Origin of the sequence: Blastomonas sp., from assembly GCF_041747255.1 — a bacterium.
Classification (GTDB): domain Bacteria; phylum Pseudomonadota; class Alphaproteobacteria; order Sphingomonadales; family Sphingomonadaceae; genus Blastomonas.
Genome location: NZ_JBGTFM010000345.1, coordinates 1 through 13,939, shown reverse-complemented (window position 1 = coordinate 13,939; position 13,939 = coordinate 1). Strand labels below are relative to the sequence as shown.

At 62.8% G+C, this 13,939-nt stretch carries 14 protein-coding genes; 9 read left to right on the top strand and 5 right to left on the bottom strand.

What is annotated here, in order from left to right; translation table 11 throughout:
* The coding region (locus tag ACEW8G_RS11850) for an ATP-binding cassette domain-containing protein (RefSeq protein WP_373488623.1) at positions 1-300 on the bottom strand (300 nt) is incomplete at its 3' end.
* 139 nt (positions 301-439) lie between these two features.
* Here ACEW8G_RS11850 and ACEW8G_RS11845 point away from each other — a divergent pair.
* From ACEW8G_RS11845 to ACEW8G_RS11825, 5 genes are all read left to right on the top strand, one after another.
* A complete protein-coding gene (locus ACEW8G_RS11845; protein ID WP_373488622.1) occupies positions 440-1,291 on the top strand; it encodes a D-amino-acid transaminase in 852 nt (283 codons plus the stop codon).
* A 182-nt stretch (positions 1,292-1,473) separates the two neighbouring features.
* A complete protein-coding gene (locus tag ACEW8G_RS11840) occupies positions 1,474-2,196 on the top strand; it encodes an SIMPL domain-containing protein (RefSeq protein ID WP_373488621.1) in 723 nt (240 codons plus the stop codon).
* 105 nt (positions 2,197-2,301) lie between these two features.
* Positions 2,302-2,616: a hypothetical protein gene (locus tag ACEW8G_RS11835; protein WP_373488620.1), complete on the top strand. Its 315-nt coding sequence runs from the start codon at positions 2,302-2,304 to the stop codon at positions 2,614-2,616.
* Between the two features lie 130 nt (positions 2,617-2,746).
* Positions 2,747-3,424 carry a response regulator transcription factor gene (locus ACEW8G_RS11830; RefSeq protein ID WP_373488619.1) on the top strand — a complete coding sequence of 226 codons (678 nt, stop codon included), beginning with the start codon at positions 2,747-2,749 and terminating at the stop codon, positions 3,422-3,424.
* A gap of 64 nt (positions 3,425-3,488) precedes the next feature.
* Entirely contained in the window at positions 3,489-4,808 is a 1,320-nt protein-coding gene (locus ACEW8G_RS11825; protein WP_373488625.1) for a sensor histidine kinase, read from the top strand.
* A 12-nt stretch (positions 4,809-4,820) separates the two neighbouring features.
* Here ACEW8G_RS11825 and rsmA read toward each other — a convergent pair whose 3' ends face one another.
* The 4 genes from rsmA to ACEW8G_RS11805 form a co-directional block, all read right to left on the bottom strand.
* Entirely contained in the window at positions 4,821-5,681 is an 861-nt protein-coding gene (gene rsmA, locus ACEW8G_RS11820) for a 16S rRNA (adenine(1518)-N(6)/adenine(1519)-N(6))-dimethyltransferase RsmA (RefSeq protein ID WP_373488618.1), read from the bottom strand.
* A complete protein-coding gene (pdxA, locus tag ACEW8G_RS11815) occupies positions 5,648-6,646 on the bottom strand; it encodes a 4-hydroxythreonine-4-phosphate dehydrogenase PdxA (protein WP_373488617.1) in 999 nt (332 codons plus the stop codon). Before pdxA ends, rsmA begins: the two co-directional genes overlap by 34 nt.
* A 25-nt stretch (positions 6,647-6,671) precedes the next feature.
* A complete protein-coding gene (locus tag ACEW8G_RS11810; RefSeq protein ID WP_373488616.1) occupies positions 6,672-8,042 on the bottom strand; it encodes a peptidylprolyl isomerase in 1,371 nt (456 codons plus the stop codon).
* A gap of 92 nt (positions 8,043-8,134) precedes the next feature.
* The gene (locus tag ACEW8G_RS11805) at positions 8,135-10,420 is read right to left on the bottom strand and encodes an LPS-assembly protein LptD (protein WP_373488624.1); all 2,286 of its coding nucleotides are present in this window, start codon (positions 10,418-10,420) and stop codon (positions 8,135-8,137) included.
* A gap of 341 nt (positions 10,421-10,761) precedes the next feature.
* Between ACEW8G_RS11805 and ACEW8G_RS11800 the strand changes: the two genes are divergently transcribed.
* The 4 genes from ACEW8G_RS11800 (at position 10,762) to ndk (ending at position 13,791) form a co-directional block, all read left to right on the top strand.
* On the top strand, positions 10,762-12,228 hold the full coding sequence (locus ACEW8G_RS11800; RefSeq protein WP_373488615.1) for a leucyl aminopeptidase: 1,467 nt from the start codon (positions 10,762-10,764) through the stop codon (positions 12,226-12,228).
* Positions 12,229-12,265: 37 nt separating this feature from the next.
* The gene (locus ACEW8G_RS11795; RefSeq protein ID WP_373488614.1) at positions 12,266-12,703 is read left to right on the top strand and encodes a DNA polymerase III subunit chi; all 438 of its coding nucleotides are present in this window, start codon (positions 12,266-12,268) and stop codon (positions 12,701-12,703) included.
* Between the two features lie 46 nt (positions 12,704-12,749).
* A complete protein-coding gene (locus ACEW8G_RS11790; RefSeq protein WP_373488613.1) occupies positions 12,750-13,247 on the top strand; it encodes a hypothetical protein in 498 nt (165 codons plus the stop codon).
* Between the two features lie 121 nt (positions 13,248-13,368).
* Positions 13,369-13,791, top strand: a complete 423-nt coding sequence (ndk, locus tag ACEW8G_RS11785) for a nucleoside-diphosphate kinase (RefSeq protein ID WP_373488612.1) — start codon at positions 13,369-13,371, stop codon at positions 13,789-13,791.
* Positions 13,792-13,939 lie beyond the last annotated feature (148 nt).

The following is a 13,939-nucleotide window of genomic DNA, read 5'->3' as shown; positions in this document are numbered from 1 at the left end:
GTGCTGCGGCGGGGCGTCTGCGCCCGCCAGCGTCCAATCGTGCAGCGTGGCATGGCCGGTAAAGTCCGGGTCCTGCTCAAGGATCACGACCTTAATGCCCGGCTGCACGCTGCGCCGCCCGCGATCCGCCTCAATGTCGCCCGCGATCAGCCGCAACATCGTGGTCTTGCCTGCGCCGTTGCGTCCGATCAGCGCAAGCCGATCGCGCGGGCCGATAAACAGGTCGATGTCCTGAAACAGCCAGCCGGTGCCCTGGATCAGGCCAAGCTTTTCATAGGACAAGACGGGCGGTATCGACATGGGTGAGTTGCTTCCGGGGGGAGAGGGGGGGCCGGCCTGCTCCCTAGAACGGTCGCCGCATGATCGCAACACATCGCACTTGACCGGCGCGCGCCAGCCATCGCAAGGATGCGGGCAACAATCAGAAGGGGGCGCGAGTATGCGGACAGTCTATCTCAATGGAGCCTATGTCGCCGAGGGCGATGCGACAGTGTCGATCTTCGACCGGGGGCTGCTGTTTGCAGATGCGGTCTATGAGGTGTTTTCGGTGCTCGACGGGCGGATCATCGACCATGCCGCGCATATGGCCCGGCTGGAACGCTCACTCGCCGAGATGAAGATCGCGCACGAGGTCGCAGGTGCTGGTTGGGACGATGTGCTGGCAACGCTGATCGCGCGCAACGCGCTGGTCGAGGGCACAGTTTATCTGCAGGTCAGCCGGGGCGCGGCGGACCGCGACTTCCTGTTCCCCGCACCCGGCACGCCGCCGACGGTGTTTGCCTTCACGCAGGCCCGTAAGCTGGCTGACAATCCGATGGCAGAACGCGGCATGCGCATCATCACCCGGCCTGACCGGCGCTGGGGGCGGCGCGACATCAAGACCGTGCAACTGCTCTATGCCAGCATGATGAAGATGGAAGCCAAAGCGGCAGGCGTTGACGATGTGTGGCTGGCCGAGGGCGATGTGATCACCGAGGGCACATCGCAGAACGCCTGCATCATCACCCGCGAAGGACATCTGGTGACCCGCGACAACGGCCAGGCGCTGCTTCCCGGGGTCACCCGGTTAAGCGTGCTCGATATTGCCCGTGAGAGCGGCATGACAGTCGAGGAACGCTCCTTCACCATCGTTGAGGCGCAGGGGGCGGCGGAGGCGTTCGTCACGTCAGCCTCGCTGTTCGTAATGCCGGTGGTCGAGATTGACGGTCTGGCGGTGGGCGATGGCTTGCCCGGTGTCGAGACGATGGCGTTGCGCAAGGCGTATATTGAGCGGGCGCGCGGCGCGCATTGACAGCACGATTGCGCGACAGTCGCGCTGGTAGCGTCATCGTTAAGCCAACGGACAGTCGGGCTGGCCCATAGCTCGCCCGTTCTCAGGCGAAAGCCGGAGCCCAGGGGCGAGGTTGCGCTGTAGCCACTCTGGGTTCCGGCCTGCGCCGGGACACTGATCGCCCGTACTTAGGAGACCTGCCCATGTTCAAGAGCTTCACCCGCACGCTGCCGTTCGCCGTCCTTGCAGCGGCAACCCCCGCGCTCGCCGCTGTTGAGGTGACGCCCAGCGCCGCCAACCCGGTGGTTGAGCTGAGCATCACCGAAACCGTGCTTGGCGCGCCCGACACGGCGATCTTCAGCACCGGGGTGACCAGCAAAGCGATGAGCGCGCAGGAGGCGCTGCGGGCGAACTCGGCAGAGATGGACAAGGTCATCCGGCAGATCGTCGCGCTGGGCATCAAGCGTGAGGACATCCAGACATCGGGGATCAACCTGAACGCCGAATACCGTTACAACAATGAGGGCAACCCGCCGCAGTTTGCAGGCTATCAGGTCAGCAATCAGGTGACGGTCAAGGTGCGCAAGATCGAACAGCTTGGGGCGATCCTTGATGCGGTGGTGTCCAATGGTGCCAACAACCTCTCCGGCCCGAGCTTCAGCATCGACGATGACAGCACCGCCAAACGCGAGGCGCGCGACAAGGCGGTGAAGCGCGCCGAAACACAGGCGCTTGATTACGCCAGACGCACCGGATTTACCGGCGTGCAGCTGCTGGCAGTGTCCGAGGCCATGCACCACGCATCGCCGATGGGTGGCTTTGCTGATAAGCGGGTGGTGATGGCTGAGGCCGCTGCCCCGCCGATCGAGGGCGGGCAGGTCGGTACCAGCGTTACGGTAAACGTGACCTATCAGATGACGCGCTGACGGTCGGGCGGCGGCGAATGGCGGCGAGAGGTCTGGTCAATGCCTGCAATTGGCCCTAACCAGATATTCAGCCGCTATTCAATGTTCAGGGATTAAGCCACCAACATGAACAGCTTCTCCATCCTAACCACCCTGTCGATCACTGCTGCGCTGATTGCAGGTGCGCCTGCGGCCGACGCGTTCGACGGCAAGCGCCGTGGTGAGCAGAGCCAGGCGCGCGAACAGTTTATGGCGGGCCGGGTCATGTCGCTGCGCGAAATCGAGAATCGTGTGCTGCCCCGAATGCAGGGTTTGCTCTATCTCGGGCCGGAATACGACGCTCGTGCGCTGACCTACCGGCTGAAGTTCCGCGACGGCAGCCGTGTGATTTTCGTCGATGTCGATGCCCGCACCGGATCGATCCTGCGCCAATCGGGTTGATCTGACGCGATCCGAGATACGGATCATGTCCACCCGACCCTCAACTTGTGCCAGCCCGCGTTTTGCCCGATAGGGGTCATCAACCCCATTAGCAGCCGCACGTCGCTGCGACCCGTTCAAGGAGATGCCCATGCGCGTTCTGATCGTCGAGGATGAACCCACTCTTGGCAAACAGCTCAAGTCCACACTGGAAGCGTCGGGCTATGCCGTCGATCTGTCGGTCGATGGCGAGGATGGTCATTTCATGGGATCGACCGAGGATTATGACGCCGTAATCCTCGATCTTGGCCTGCCGGAGATCGACGGGCTGACCGTGCTGGGCATGTGGCGCAAGGAACTTCGCACCTTTCCAGTGCTGGTATTGACCGCGCGCGACAGCTGGTCAGACAAGGTGGCCGGGCTTGATGCGGGCGCTGACGATTATCTCGCCAAACCGTTCCAGACCGAGGAGCTGATCGCCCGGTTGCGCGCGCTGATCCGCCGCGCATCGGGCAATGCGTCGAGCGAGCTGATGGCGGGCGATGTGCGGCTCGATACGCGTTCGGGCAAGGTCTCGCTGAATGGCGATCCGGTCAAACTGACCGCGCAGGAATATAAGCTGCTGTCGTATCTGCTGCACCACAAGGGCAAGGTAATCAGCCGCACCGAGCTGATCGAACACATTTACGATCAGGATTTCGACCGCGATTCAAACACCATCGAGGTGTTCGTGACGCGCATCCGCAAGAAGCTGGGGTCGGACGTGATCACCACCATCCGGGGGCTGGGTTATAGCCTTGAGGACCCTGCCGAGCGTGCAACAGGCTGACATCCTGCATCCGGCCACCGCTGAGGCCGCGCCGCTGCCCAATACGGGATCGCTTGGCCGCCGGATGATTGTCATCGCAGCGGCATGGATTTTCGTGCTGCTGCTCGGCGGCGGGGTGGCGCTTGATCGCATCCTGACCAATACCGTCACCGCCAGTTTCGATGACCAGCTCGAATATGTGCTCAATGCGATGATTTCCTCGGCGGAGATCGGGCCGGATGGTGAGGTGTTTTTCAACAGGCCGCTGGGTGACCAGAGATTTCTTGAGCCCAACAGCGGGCTGTATTGGCAGATCAGCGGGCAGGGCCATACCGACTTCACCTCGCGCTCGTTGTGGGATCGCGCGCTGACGCTGACTGCGGGACAAAGCGGCAGTGAGCCGAAGATCTACGACAGCGGCCAGTTTGTGGGAGAAGACCTGCGCGTCATCGAACAGTCGATCTATCTGCCGGGCAGCAAGGTGCGCTGGCGCTTTGGGGTTGCCCAGTCGCGCGCAACGATGGACAGCCAGATCCGCCAGTTGCGCCAGACCCTGACCTACAGCTTTGCGCTGCTCGCGCTGGGGCTGATCATCATGGCGGGCCTGCAGACGCTCTACGGATTGTGGCCCTTGCGCAAGGTGCGGCAGGCGATCCAGGCGATGCGCACCGGCCAGATGGACCGTGTGCGCGCGCCAATGCCGATTGAGGTCATGCCGATGGTCGAGGAGCTGAATGCACTGCTTGAGCATAACGAGAAGCAGGCCGAAGAGGCGCGGCGTCATGCGGGCAACCTTGCCCATGCGCTCAAGACGCCGCTGACGGTGGTGATGAACAGCGCCACCGCGCGCGCTGATGATCTTGCCGATACCGTGATTCGCGAGGCGGCGGTCATGCGGCGGCAGGTCGATCATCACCTCGCCCGCGCACGCGCGGTAGGGCGGCGAGGGCAGGCCCGCGCCCGCGCCAACGTCTGGGAAAGCGCCGAGGCGGTGGAGCGCGCGGTCGCGCGCCTCTACGCCCAAGTGCGCTGTGATCTTGACGGCAACAAGGCTGCGAGTGTTGCAGTCGAGCGGCAGGACCTTGAGGAGATGCTGGGCAATCTTGTCGAAAACGCAGGTAAATACGGCGGCGGCAGCGTGTTTGTGACCATTGACCCCAAGGCATCGGCGGACCCGAAACTGGTCGATATCTGGGTGGAGGATGACGGCACCGGCATTCCCGAAGCCGAGCGGACGCGCATCTTTGACCGCGGCGCGCGGCTCGATACCGGCAAACCCGGCACCGGACTTGGCCTCGCCATCGTGCGTGACGTCGCGGAGATTTACGGCGGGCTGGTCGAGCTTGACGAAAGCGAGGATCTGGGGGGCTTGTTGGTGCGGCTGAGGCTGCCCAGAGCCGGTTGAACGGTTGCGCTGTTATCCGCCGTCCATCGCCCGCGCGATCCGCACGAACTCTTCAACGCTTAGCGTTTCAGCCCGTCTCGAGGCGTCTAACCCCTGCGATTCAAGCGCCGCCAGCGCCCCCGGCAGACCTTTCAGGCTCTGGCGCAGCATCTTGCGGCGCTGGCCGAAAGCGGCTGCGGTGAGCGCTTCCAGACGGCCGGGGCGCACGCCCTCGGGCATTGGCGCGGGGGTGATATGGACCACCGCTGACATCACCTTGGGCGGCGGGGTAAAAGCGCTGCGGTGCACCTTCATCGCAAGCCGCGCGGTGCTGCGCCATTGCGAGAGGATTGCGAGCCGCCCATAGGCATCCGCATTGGTCTCAGCAACGATCCGTTCGGCCACCTCGCGCTGGAACATGAGCGTGAGCGAGCGCCATTGCGGCGGCCAGTCCGCCCAGCCCAGCCAGCTGATCAGCAGCGCAGTGCCGACATTATAGGGCAGGTTGGAGACAATGTGACACGGGCCATCGACCGCTTGCGCCAGCGGGATTGCCAGTGCGTCGCCTTCAATCACGTGCAGCTGGTCGGGGAAGGCTTCGGCCAGTTCGGCCAACGCGGGCATGCAGCGCCGATCGCGCTCAATGGCAGTGACCTGCGCTCCGGCGCGCAGCAGCGCCCGAGTCAGCCCGCCGGGTCCGGGACCGATTTCGAGCACCTGCGCACCCATCAGATCACCGGGCACCGCCGCAATCCGGTCGAGTAGTTGCTCATCGAGCAGGAAGTTCTGCCCCAGCGCCTTGCTCGCCGCCAGCCCATGGCGCGCGATCACTTCCCGCAGCGGGGGCAGCGCAGGCGCGGTCACGGCCCCTCGTAATTCTGGCGATGCTGCCATGCGGCGCCCGCCATGCGGATCGCGGCGATCATCGAACTGGGGTTGGCGAGCCCCTTGCCTGCGATATCAAATGCCGTGCCATGGTCTGGTGAGGTGCGCACGATGGGCAGGCCCAGCGTCATGTTGACGGCATCGTCGAAATGCAGCGCCTTGATCGGGATCAGCGCCTGATCGTGATATTGGCACAGCGCGACATCATAGCGCGCACGCGCGGCGGCGTGGAACATCGTGTCGGCGGGCAGCGGACCTGCGACATCAAAGCCCTCGGCGCGCAGAATATCGATGGCGGGGGCAATGATATCTGCTTCTTCGCTGCCCATCGCGCCCTGTTCGCCCGCATGGGGGTTAAGCCCTGCGATCGCGATACGTGGGCGAGTGATGCCGAAGTTCCGTGCCATCCCCTTGGCGGTGGCGCGCGCACGGTTGACGATCAGGTCAATAGAAAGCGCGGCGGGCACGTCGGCAATGCGGATATGCACCGTGATCGGCACCACGCGCAGGCTTGGCCCGGCGAGCAGCATTGCGACATTCTGACGCGCTACACCGCAGCTTTCAGCGATGTATTCGGTTTGGCCCGGAAAATTAAAGCCAACCTTTTGCAGCTGGATTTTCGATACTGGCCCGGTGACGATGCCCTGCGCCTGCCCCGCGCGTGCCAGCCCCACACCCATCTCCAGTGCCTGAAGTGCGCAGCGCGCCCCATCCAGATCGGGGTGGCCCGGCATCGCTGGCACAGAATCGACCACCGGCATGATAGGCAACGCGCATTCGAACACCTCCGCTGCCTGCGCAGGTGTGTCGATCAGCCGGGTCGGCCCATTCCAGACCAAAGCGAAGGCTGCCGGGTCACCAATTGCAAAAAAGCCGGGCAAGTCTGCTGCATGTCTGCCATCCCAGCACTTGCCGATGATCTCTGGCCCGATGCCTGAAGGGTCACCCGACGATATGGCCAGCAATTCGCTCACCCCAGATTATGGCGTGTGCTGCGCATCAGTTGTATTCGATCACGGCATCGCGCCGCAGATCGCGCAGATAGATCTGGGCGCGGCGGTTGACTTTTTCGTCTTCCATGCTCGCCATCAGCTGCTCGGGGTTGGGGCCGCCCTCGGCCTGCGGATCATCGCGCCCGCACAGCACGAGCACCCGCACGCCTTCGGTTACGGAGCCGAACGGCTGGGTCGCCTCGCCGATGGAGAGCGCGAGCAACGTATCCTGCAGCGGCGCAGGAAGTTCGCGTACCGGTACTTGATCGTTGTTGGTCACGGTCGCGCCAAGCTGGGCTGCGACCGAGTCGGCCGCGCCGCATCCGCGAATGCCGCGCGTTGCCGTGGCAAATTCAGATGCCCGGCGGGTTGCCTCACCCTCGGTAATGCCGGGGGGGAAGGCGAGCGACAGCTGCTTGAGGCTCATCAGCGCATCGCGCGGATTGGCCGTCAACACCTGCCGCTTGTCGATCAGATACATGATTGTGAAGCCACCAGGGATTTCGATCGGTCCGGCCAGTTGGCCAACCTGCATGTCGCGCGCCACCGCAACCATTGATGCCGGAAGCACGCCGAGCTGAATCCAGCCAAGGTCGCCGCCAACCGCTGCGGTCGATGCTTCGGAGAACTGCCGGGCATAGCCGACGAACGATCCACCCTGCTGTAACTGCTGCACGATGCGCTGGGCGTTTGCCGCGACTTCGGTGCGGTTCTGCGAATTGGCGGAGAGATAGATCTCACCGATCCGGTATTCCTCGGTGCCCTTGGCGGCCTGCAACCGCTCAATAACCTCTTTCACCTCTTCTTCAGAAACATTGATGAACGGCGTGACATTGCGACCGAGCAGCCGCTGCCAAGCCAGCTCGCCCCTGATCTGACGCTTGAGTGACCGCGGCGAGGAACCGATGCTGGCCAGATAGGTATCAAGCGCGCTCGTATCGCGACGAAAATTCTGGGTGGCGACCTGCGCATAGGTGCGCTCAACCTGTGCCTCTTCTACGGTGATGTCATTGCCTGCCGCTTCCTGAATCTGCAGCGTCTCATCAATCAGGTTGCGCAACACCTGCAGGCGCAGCCGACCTTCTTCCTCTTCGGAAACCGGCGCTTCGTTGGCAGCCAGAATCAGCGCGACCCGCTGGTCGACATCGGTCCCGGTGATGATTTCGCCGTTGACGATGGCGGTGGCGCGGCGGACATTGGGGTCCTGCTCGCCAAAGATCGTCAGGCCTTCGGGCACATTGAGCCCGGCCTCGGGCACGGTATTGTCGTCAACGGTCTGGGCACTTGCGGGCAGCGTCAACGCTGCAACCAGCGACAGGATGGTGGCCTGTTTGGCCAAACGACCGGAGAGCTTTGCTACATGTGAAATTACGGGCAAACTGTTGTCTTCCTGATTGTCGGAGTAGCGCAACCCATGGCTCGTGTGGGCTTAACCACAGATGAGCAGGCAGGCCAATAGCGTCTTTGCGCTTAAAAGCCAAGATTGCGCAAGGCCACCCGCAGCAGGAAGGAATCACCGCGCGGTGCATCGCCAATCTGCACATAGTCGCGCCGCCATGTCAGGCCGATTTCAAGACAATCGTCCTCATAGGCAAAGCCCAGCCGGGTGCGGATCGGCTCAAAGCCGTCTGATTCCAGCCTCGGGTCTTCCTTGGCGTTGCTCAGATCGACGACTGCCGCGCCAAAGATCGACCAGTAACGCGCCACCCGCACCCGGCCTGCGGCACGCAATTCCTCGCGATCCTGTAAATCCTCAACCTCAGGTCCAATGTCGCGGTTGAGCCGCAGATAGCCGACCTGCACATAGGTCTGCCGACCGCCAATCGTGATATCAACCTCGTTGCGGCGCACTGCGAAATTGTCTTTGTCGAGCCGGAAGCGGTGAGTGTAGCGGATGAAATTGCGCAGCTTGAGATCAATGCGCCCCACGACATCCGACAACCGGTTGCCAAGCCCGGTGCCCTGGGGAAGAAAATCGTCGCGGTCACTGAAGCGATAGCTTTGGCCGATCACGGTGCTCAATTGCATTCCGGGCCGTTGCAGCGACCATTCGACCCCGTAGACGACGCGCACGCCATCCTCGATCCGGTCATAACCGGGCAGCCGGTTGAGCGCGAACAGATTGCTGTCTTCAAGCTCGATCGCGCGCGAATCCTCATTGGGAACCGCAAGATTGCCGGTTGTCGGCGTTGCAACCAGCTGCACACGTGGGGTCAGCACCTGCGTGCCGCCGAACGCCTCACCGATGAACGGCCAGCGCAAATCAGCAGCGAGTGAGGCGCTGGCGCGCGCCTGAAGGCCCGATTCCCCGCGATAAATCAGCGTTGCCGTCCGGTCGTTGTCGTTGCTGTTATAAATGTCGCCGCGCGCATAAGCGGTCAGCGTGAACTCCTGCCCCAGCGTGGTCAGCCGCCGCAGGTCCCAGCGCGCAGCGGCAAAGGCGCGCTGCGTATCCTGCCCGTCGGTGCGGGTGATGGCGAGCGTGTTGAGCTGCAGCTCGACCTTGCCCCCGGCCACCGGATCGACCAGCCGCTTGCGCCAGTCGAGTTCAGGCAGGGCAATCGGCACCTGACCTTGCGGATCGTTGACCCGCAAGGTTTGGGTGGCCCAGCCGGAGAGCGAGAAATAGCTGTCCGGGCCAATCCGTTCAGCGGTGAGGTTTGAGCGCAACCGGTCATCGCGGCTGATGTCATACCGGCGAAGAAAGGTGCGGTCGGTCACCACGCGCAGCGAACCGTTGACGCTCCACGCCTCGCTCAGCTGAAACCGACCATTGGCATCGATATAGCCGCGAAACGCATCCTGGCTGTCCTGCAGCGCAACGGTGCCAACCGGAATGCGCGAACTTGCCGTGGCGTAGCCGGTGACCTGATAGGCACCACGATCGGTCAATGCGCGATACTGGCCGCCGACCATCGGCAAAGATTCGGTGAAGACGCTGGTGGTGATGGTGAGATCGCGGTTCGGTGCAAGGCTGAAATAATAGGGCAGGCTGAGCTGCAGTCCGTTGGCCTGGCTGACGCGGATATCGGGCACAAGAATGCCTGATCCGCTGCCGGTGCCGACCGGATGGCTGAGGCCCGGCATAGGGATGACCGGAAGGCCGAACAGCTCCAGCCGCGCACCTTCATAGCTCACCCGTTCCTTGGTGGGCGAGTAGACAACCTTGATCGCGCGCAGTTGCCAGCTCGGCTTTTTCGGCTCGCCGGACGGGGTTTCAACCGCGCAGGCGGAATAAGCGGCGGACTCCAGCGTCACGACGCCATCGACGCGCGTACCGCGTTTGGCGACCAGTCGGCCACCTTCGTTGAGCACGATCAGGATGTTTTCGATCACCCCGTCCTTGATGGTATCGGTCAGTTCAATGGAATCGCCGAACAGCCGGTTGCCATTTTCGTCGGTGATTTGGACATCGCCATCGGCGCGCACCTCGCCCGACTTTCGGTTCCATGTGACCTTGTCTGCTACCAGCGACTGTACTTCACGAACCAGCAGCACATTGCCGCTGGCCGTGACAATATCCGCGTTGCTGTCATATTCGATCTGGTCGGCAGTAAATTCGATAACTTCACCAGCAAGAGGCGAACCGCTGCTGGGAGTGGACTGATTGAGCGGCTGATCCTGCCCCGCACCATATCCGCCGGAGCTATCGCGCGTCAGCACAATGTTCTCACCCAGCAGATGCGCGGTGCGCGTGCACACCGCCTGGTCTGCCGCCAGGGCCGGGGTGGAACCGGCTGCCAGCAGGGCGGGCACAATCAACAGTTTTGGCCCGTCAAACCGCAAGCGCAATATCCATCTTTCAAGCCGACCGAGCATCGATCGCGGACTCGCCACGTGTGCCGGGCACAATCCAGCGCCTATTGCACCGCCACGAATGAACTGCAAACCGCTTTCGACAGGTCGTTTGTGGCGGACGAAAAATCTCGCCGGTCCGCGATGCTGCAAAATAGATTGTCCTGACGCTTGCATCGTGACCTACCGCGCTTCTATGTCGTGATGCTGCAGGGCGCTCCCAAATCTCATTGGGTCTAGTCGTCGATCCGTGCACATCTGGTTAACCGGCTTTTCATCCAGCCTTCTCAGGAATTGCATTAATGAACATCGTTTTTGATACCGACCCCACCGCCAGCGCCGTGCTGGCCTATCCCGTCGCCAAGGACGCGCTCGCAACGCTTGCCTTGCCGCTGGATGCCGCCGCAATCGTGCTTGAAGGCGCAAAGGCAGCGCGGTTTGAGGGCGGCGCGGGCGAGGTGTTCGATACTTTTGTGGCGCAGGGCGGCAAGACGGTACGGATTGTGCTCGTCGGCACCGACGGCGGCACGCGTGCCGATCTTGAGCGGGCTGGCGGCCAGCTTGCCGCGCGCTTTCAGCGCTCGGGGGTAGACTCGCTGACGGTCGATTTTACGGGCAGCGCTGCGGGCGAGTCGGTGGAAACCGCCGGGCAGTTCCTGTTTGGCGCGGCGCTGCGAGGTTGGCATCATGACCAGTATCGCACCCGTCTGCCTGCAAAATCGAAGGCGACGCTTAATCAGATCGGTGTGGCGGGTGCGCCCAAGGGGCTGGCGTCTGCCTGGCCGGATATCGCAGCGGTGGCCGATGGCGTCACGCTGACGCGTGAACTGGTCACCGAACCTGCCAACATCATCTACCCCGAAAGCTTCGTTGAGCGTTGCCAGCCGCTTGCCAAGCTGGGGGTTGAGATCAGCATCATGGGTCACGAAGAGCTGGAAAAGCTTGGCATGGGCGCGCTGCTGGGCGTGTCGCAGGGCTCGGCGCGCCCCCCCCGGGTGCTGGTGATGCGCTGGAACGGCACCGGCAGCGCAGATGCCAAGCCGGTCGTACTGGTCGGCAAGGGCGTGACATTTGATACCGGCGGCATCTCGATCAAGCCGGCGGCGGGCATGGAAGACATGAAATGGGACATGGGCGGCGCCGGTGCAGTTGCCGGAACGATGAAGGCGCTCGCCGGACGCAAGGCCAAGGCGCACATCATCGGCGTGTGCGGACTGGTGGAAAACATGCCTGATGGCAACGCCCAGCGCCCCGGCGATGTCGTCACCAGCATGTCTGGCCAGACCATTGAGGTGATCAACACTGATGCCGAGGGGCGGCTCGTGCTGTGCGATGTGCTGCACTGGGTGCAGGAGGAATATAGCCCCGAATATATCGTCGATCTGGCGACGCTGACTGGCGCGATTATCATCTCGCTGGGCGATCAGCACGCCGGGCTGTTCAGCAACGATGACGGGCTTGCCAACCAGCTGACCGCTGCGGGCGAGGCGGCAGGCGACCCGCTGTGGCGTTTTCCGCTGACCAAGGCCTATGACAAGCTGATCGATTCGCCGATTGCCGACATCAAGAACGTCGGCCCGCGTGGAGGTGGATCGATCACCGCGGCGCAGTTTTTGCAGCGCTTCATCAAGCCGGGCGTCAAATGGGCGCATCTCGATATCGCAGGCATGGTCTGGGCCGACAAGCCTGGTCCGGTGTGGGACAAAGGCGCGACCGGATATGGTGTGCGGCTGCTCAACCAGTGGATCGCAGACAATTTTGAGGGCTGAAGGCATACGCTGCCCGTCGAGGGGCTTGGGCGGCTGAATGCGCTTCGATTTTTATCATCTCACCCGCAGCACCGCCGACCGGCTGGTCGCGGTGCTGGCGGACAAGACGCTGGCGGCCGGGCACCGCCTGCTGGTGGTGTCAGAGGATGACGCGCAGCTTGGGGCGATCAGCACCCGGCTTTGGACCTTTTCGCCCACCAGCTTTCTGGCGCATGACCGGATTGATGGGGCCAATCCCGGATTGCAGCCGATCCTGCTGGCGGACCGGATCGAACCCGCCAACGGCGCACGCTTCGTTGTGCTGGCCGATGGCACATGGCGCGATGCGGCGCTGACCTTCGAGCGTACGATGCTGCTGTTCGATGCCCCACGCGTCGATGCCGCGCGCGATGCGTGGCGCGCGCTGAAGGCTGCGGGCAGCGCCGAACTGCATTATTGGAAGCAGGATGGCGGCAAATGGGTTGAGGCGGGCTAGCTTCGCGGTCATACTTCGCGGCATCAGTCAGAGGGAGGCTCAATCTATGCGTCTATATTCCGTGCTTTGCGTTGCCGCCGCGTTCACGCTTACTGCCTGCGGCGGCTCCGACACGACCGTTATGACCGATAGCGATGGCAATGAGGTCAAGGTCACCAAGCAAGGCAGCGACGAGAATACCCAGATCAAGATCGAAAGCGCTGATGGATCGGGCACGGTGAATATCGGCGGCGCGGCATCGAATGCCAGGCTGCCCTTCGATTTCAAGCCCTATCCCGGCGCAAAGGTCGTCTCGACGATGATGGGCAATTCCGACGGGAAATCAGGCGGGATGATCGTGATGACCAGCAGCGGCAAGCGCGATGACATCGTCGATTTCTATCGCACGGCTGCGGAGGCCAAGGGCTTCAAGATCGAAACCGAGATCACCAGCGGCGAGATGCGCTCCATCGCCGGGCGCAAGGGGGAGAGCGATACGTTCAGCCTGCAGGTCACCCCCAGCGACGGCGAAACGTCGATTACGCTGCTGGCGGGCGAAGGCTGAGCCATAGCATGGCCGCGATTGCGCGGTTTTTCTTGCAGCGCAGCATGGCTCCGCCTAAGGGCGGCGTCGAATCGCGCCGTTCGCGCGCGAGTGCACCGCACAAAACCTGCAGGAGTTTCTCATGGCCGTTACCCGGACGTTTTCGATCATCAAGCCCGACGCCACCCGCCGCAACCTGACCGGCGCGGTCACCAAGATGCTCGAAGATGGTGGCCTGCGCGTCATCGCCTCCAAGCGCATCCAGATGACCCGCGAACAGGCCGAGGGCTTCTACGCCGTCCACCGCGAGCGTCCCTTCTTTGGTGATCTGGTTGCATTCATGATCTCCGGCCCGGTCGTCGTGCAGGTGCTGGAAGGCGAAAACGCCATGCAGCGCAACCGCGACATCATGGGTGCCACCAACCCGGCCAATGCCGAATCCGGCACGATCCGCAAGGAACTGGCCGAAAGCATCGAAGCCAATTCCGTGCACGGGTCAGACAGCGACGAAAATGCCGCCATCGAAATCGCGTATTTCTTCAAGCCTGAAGAAATCGTCGGCTGACCGCGATTAAGCCGATCGCCAACTTAGCTGTGTTGTTGAACTGGCGGGTCGTCCAGCCCATTTGCGCTTAATGGATCAGGCAGCGCTTGCAGCAACAGAGGTCATCGCAATAGGCGATTCGCTGGCAAGGCTGCGGATCGCTGTCACC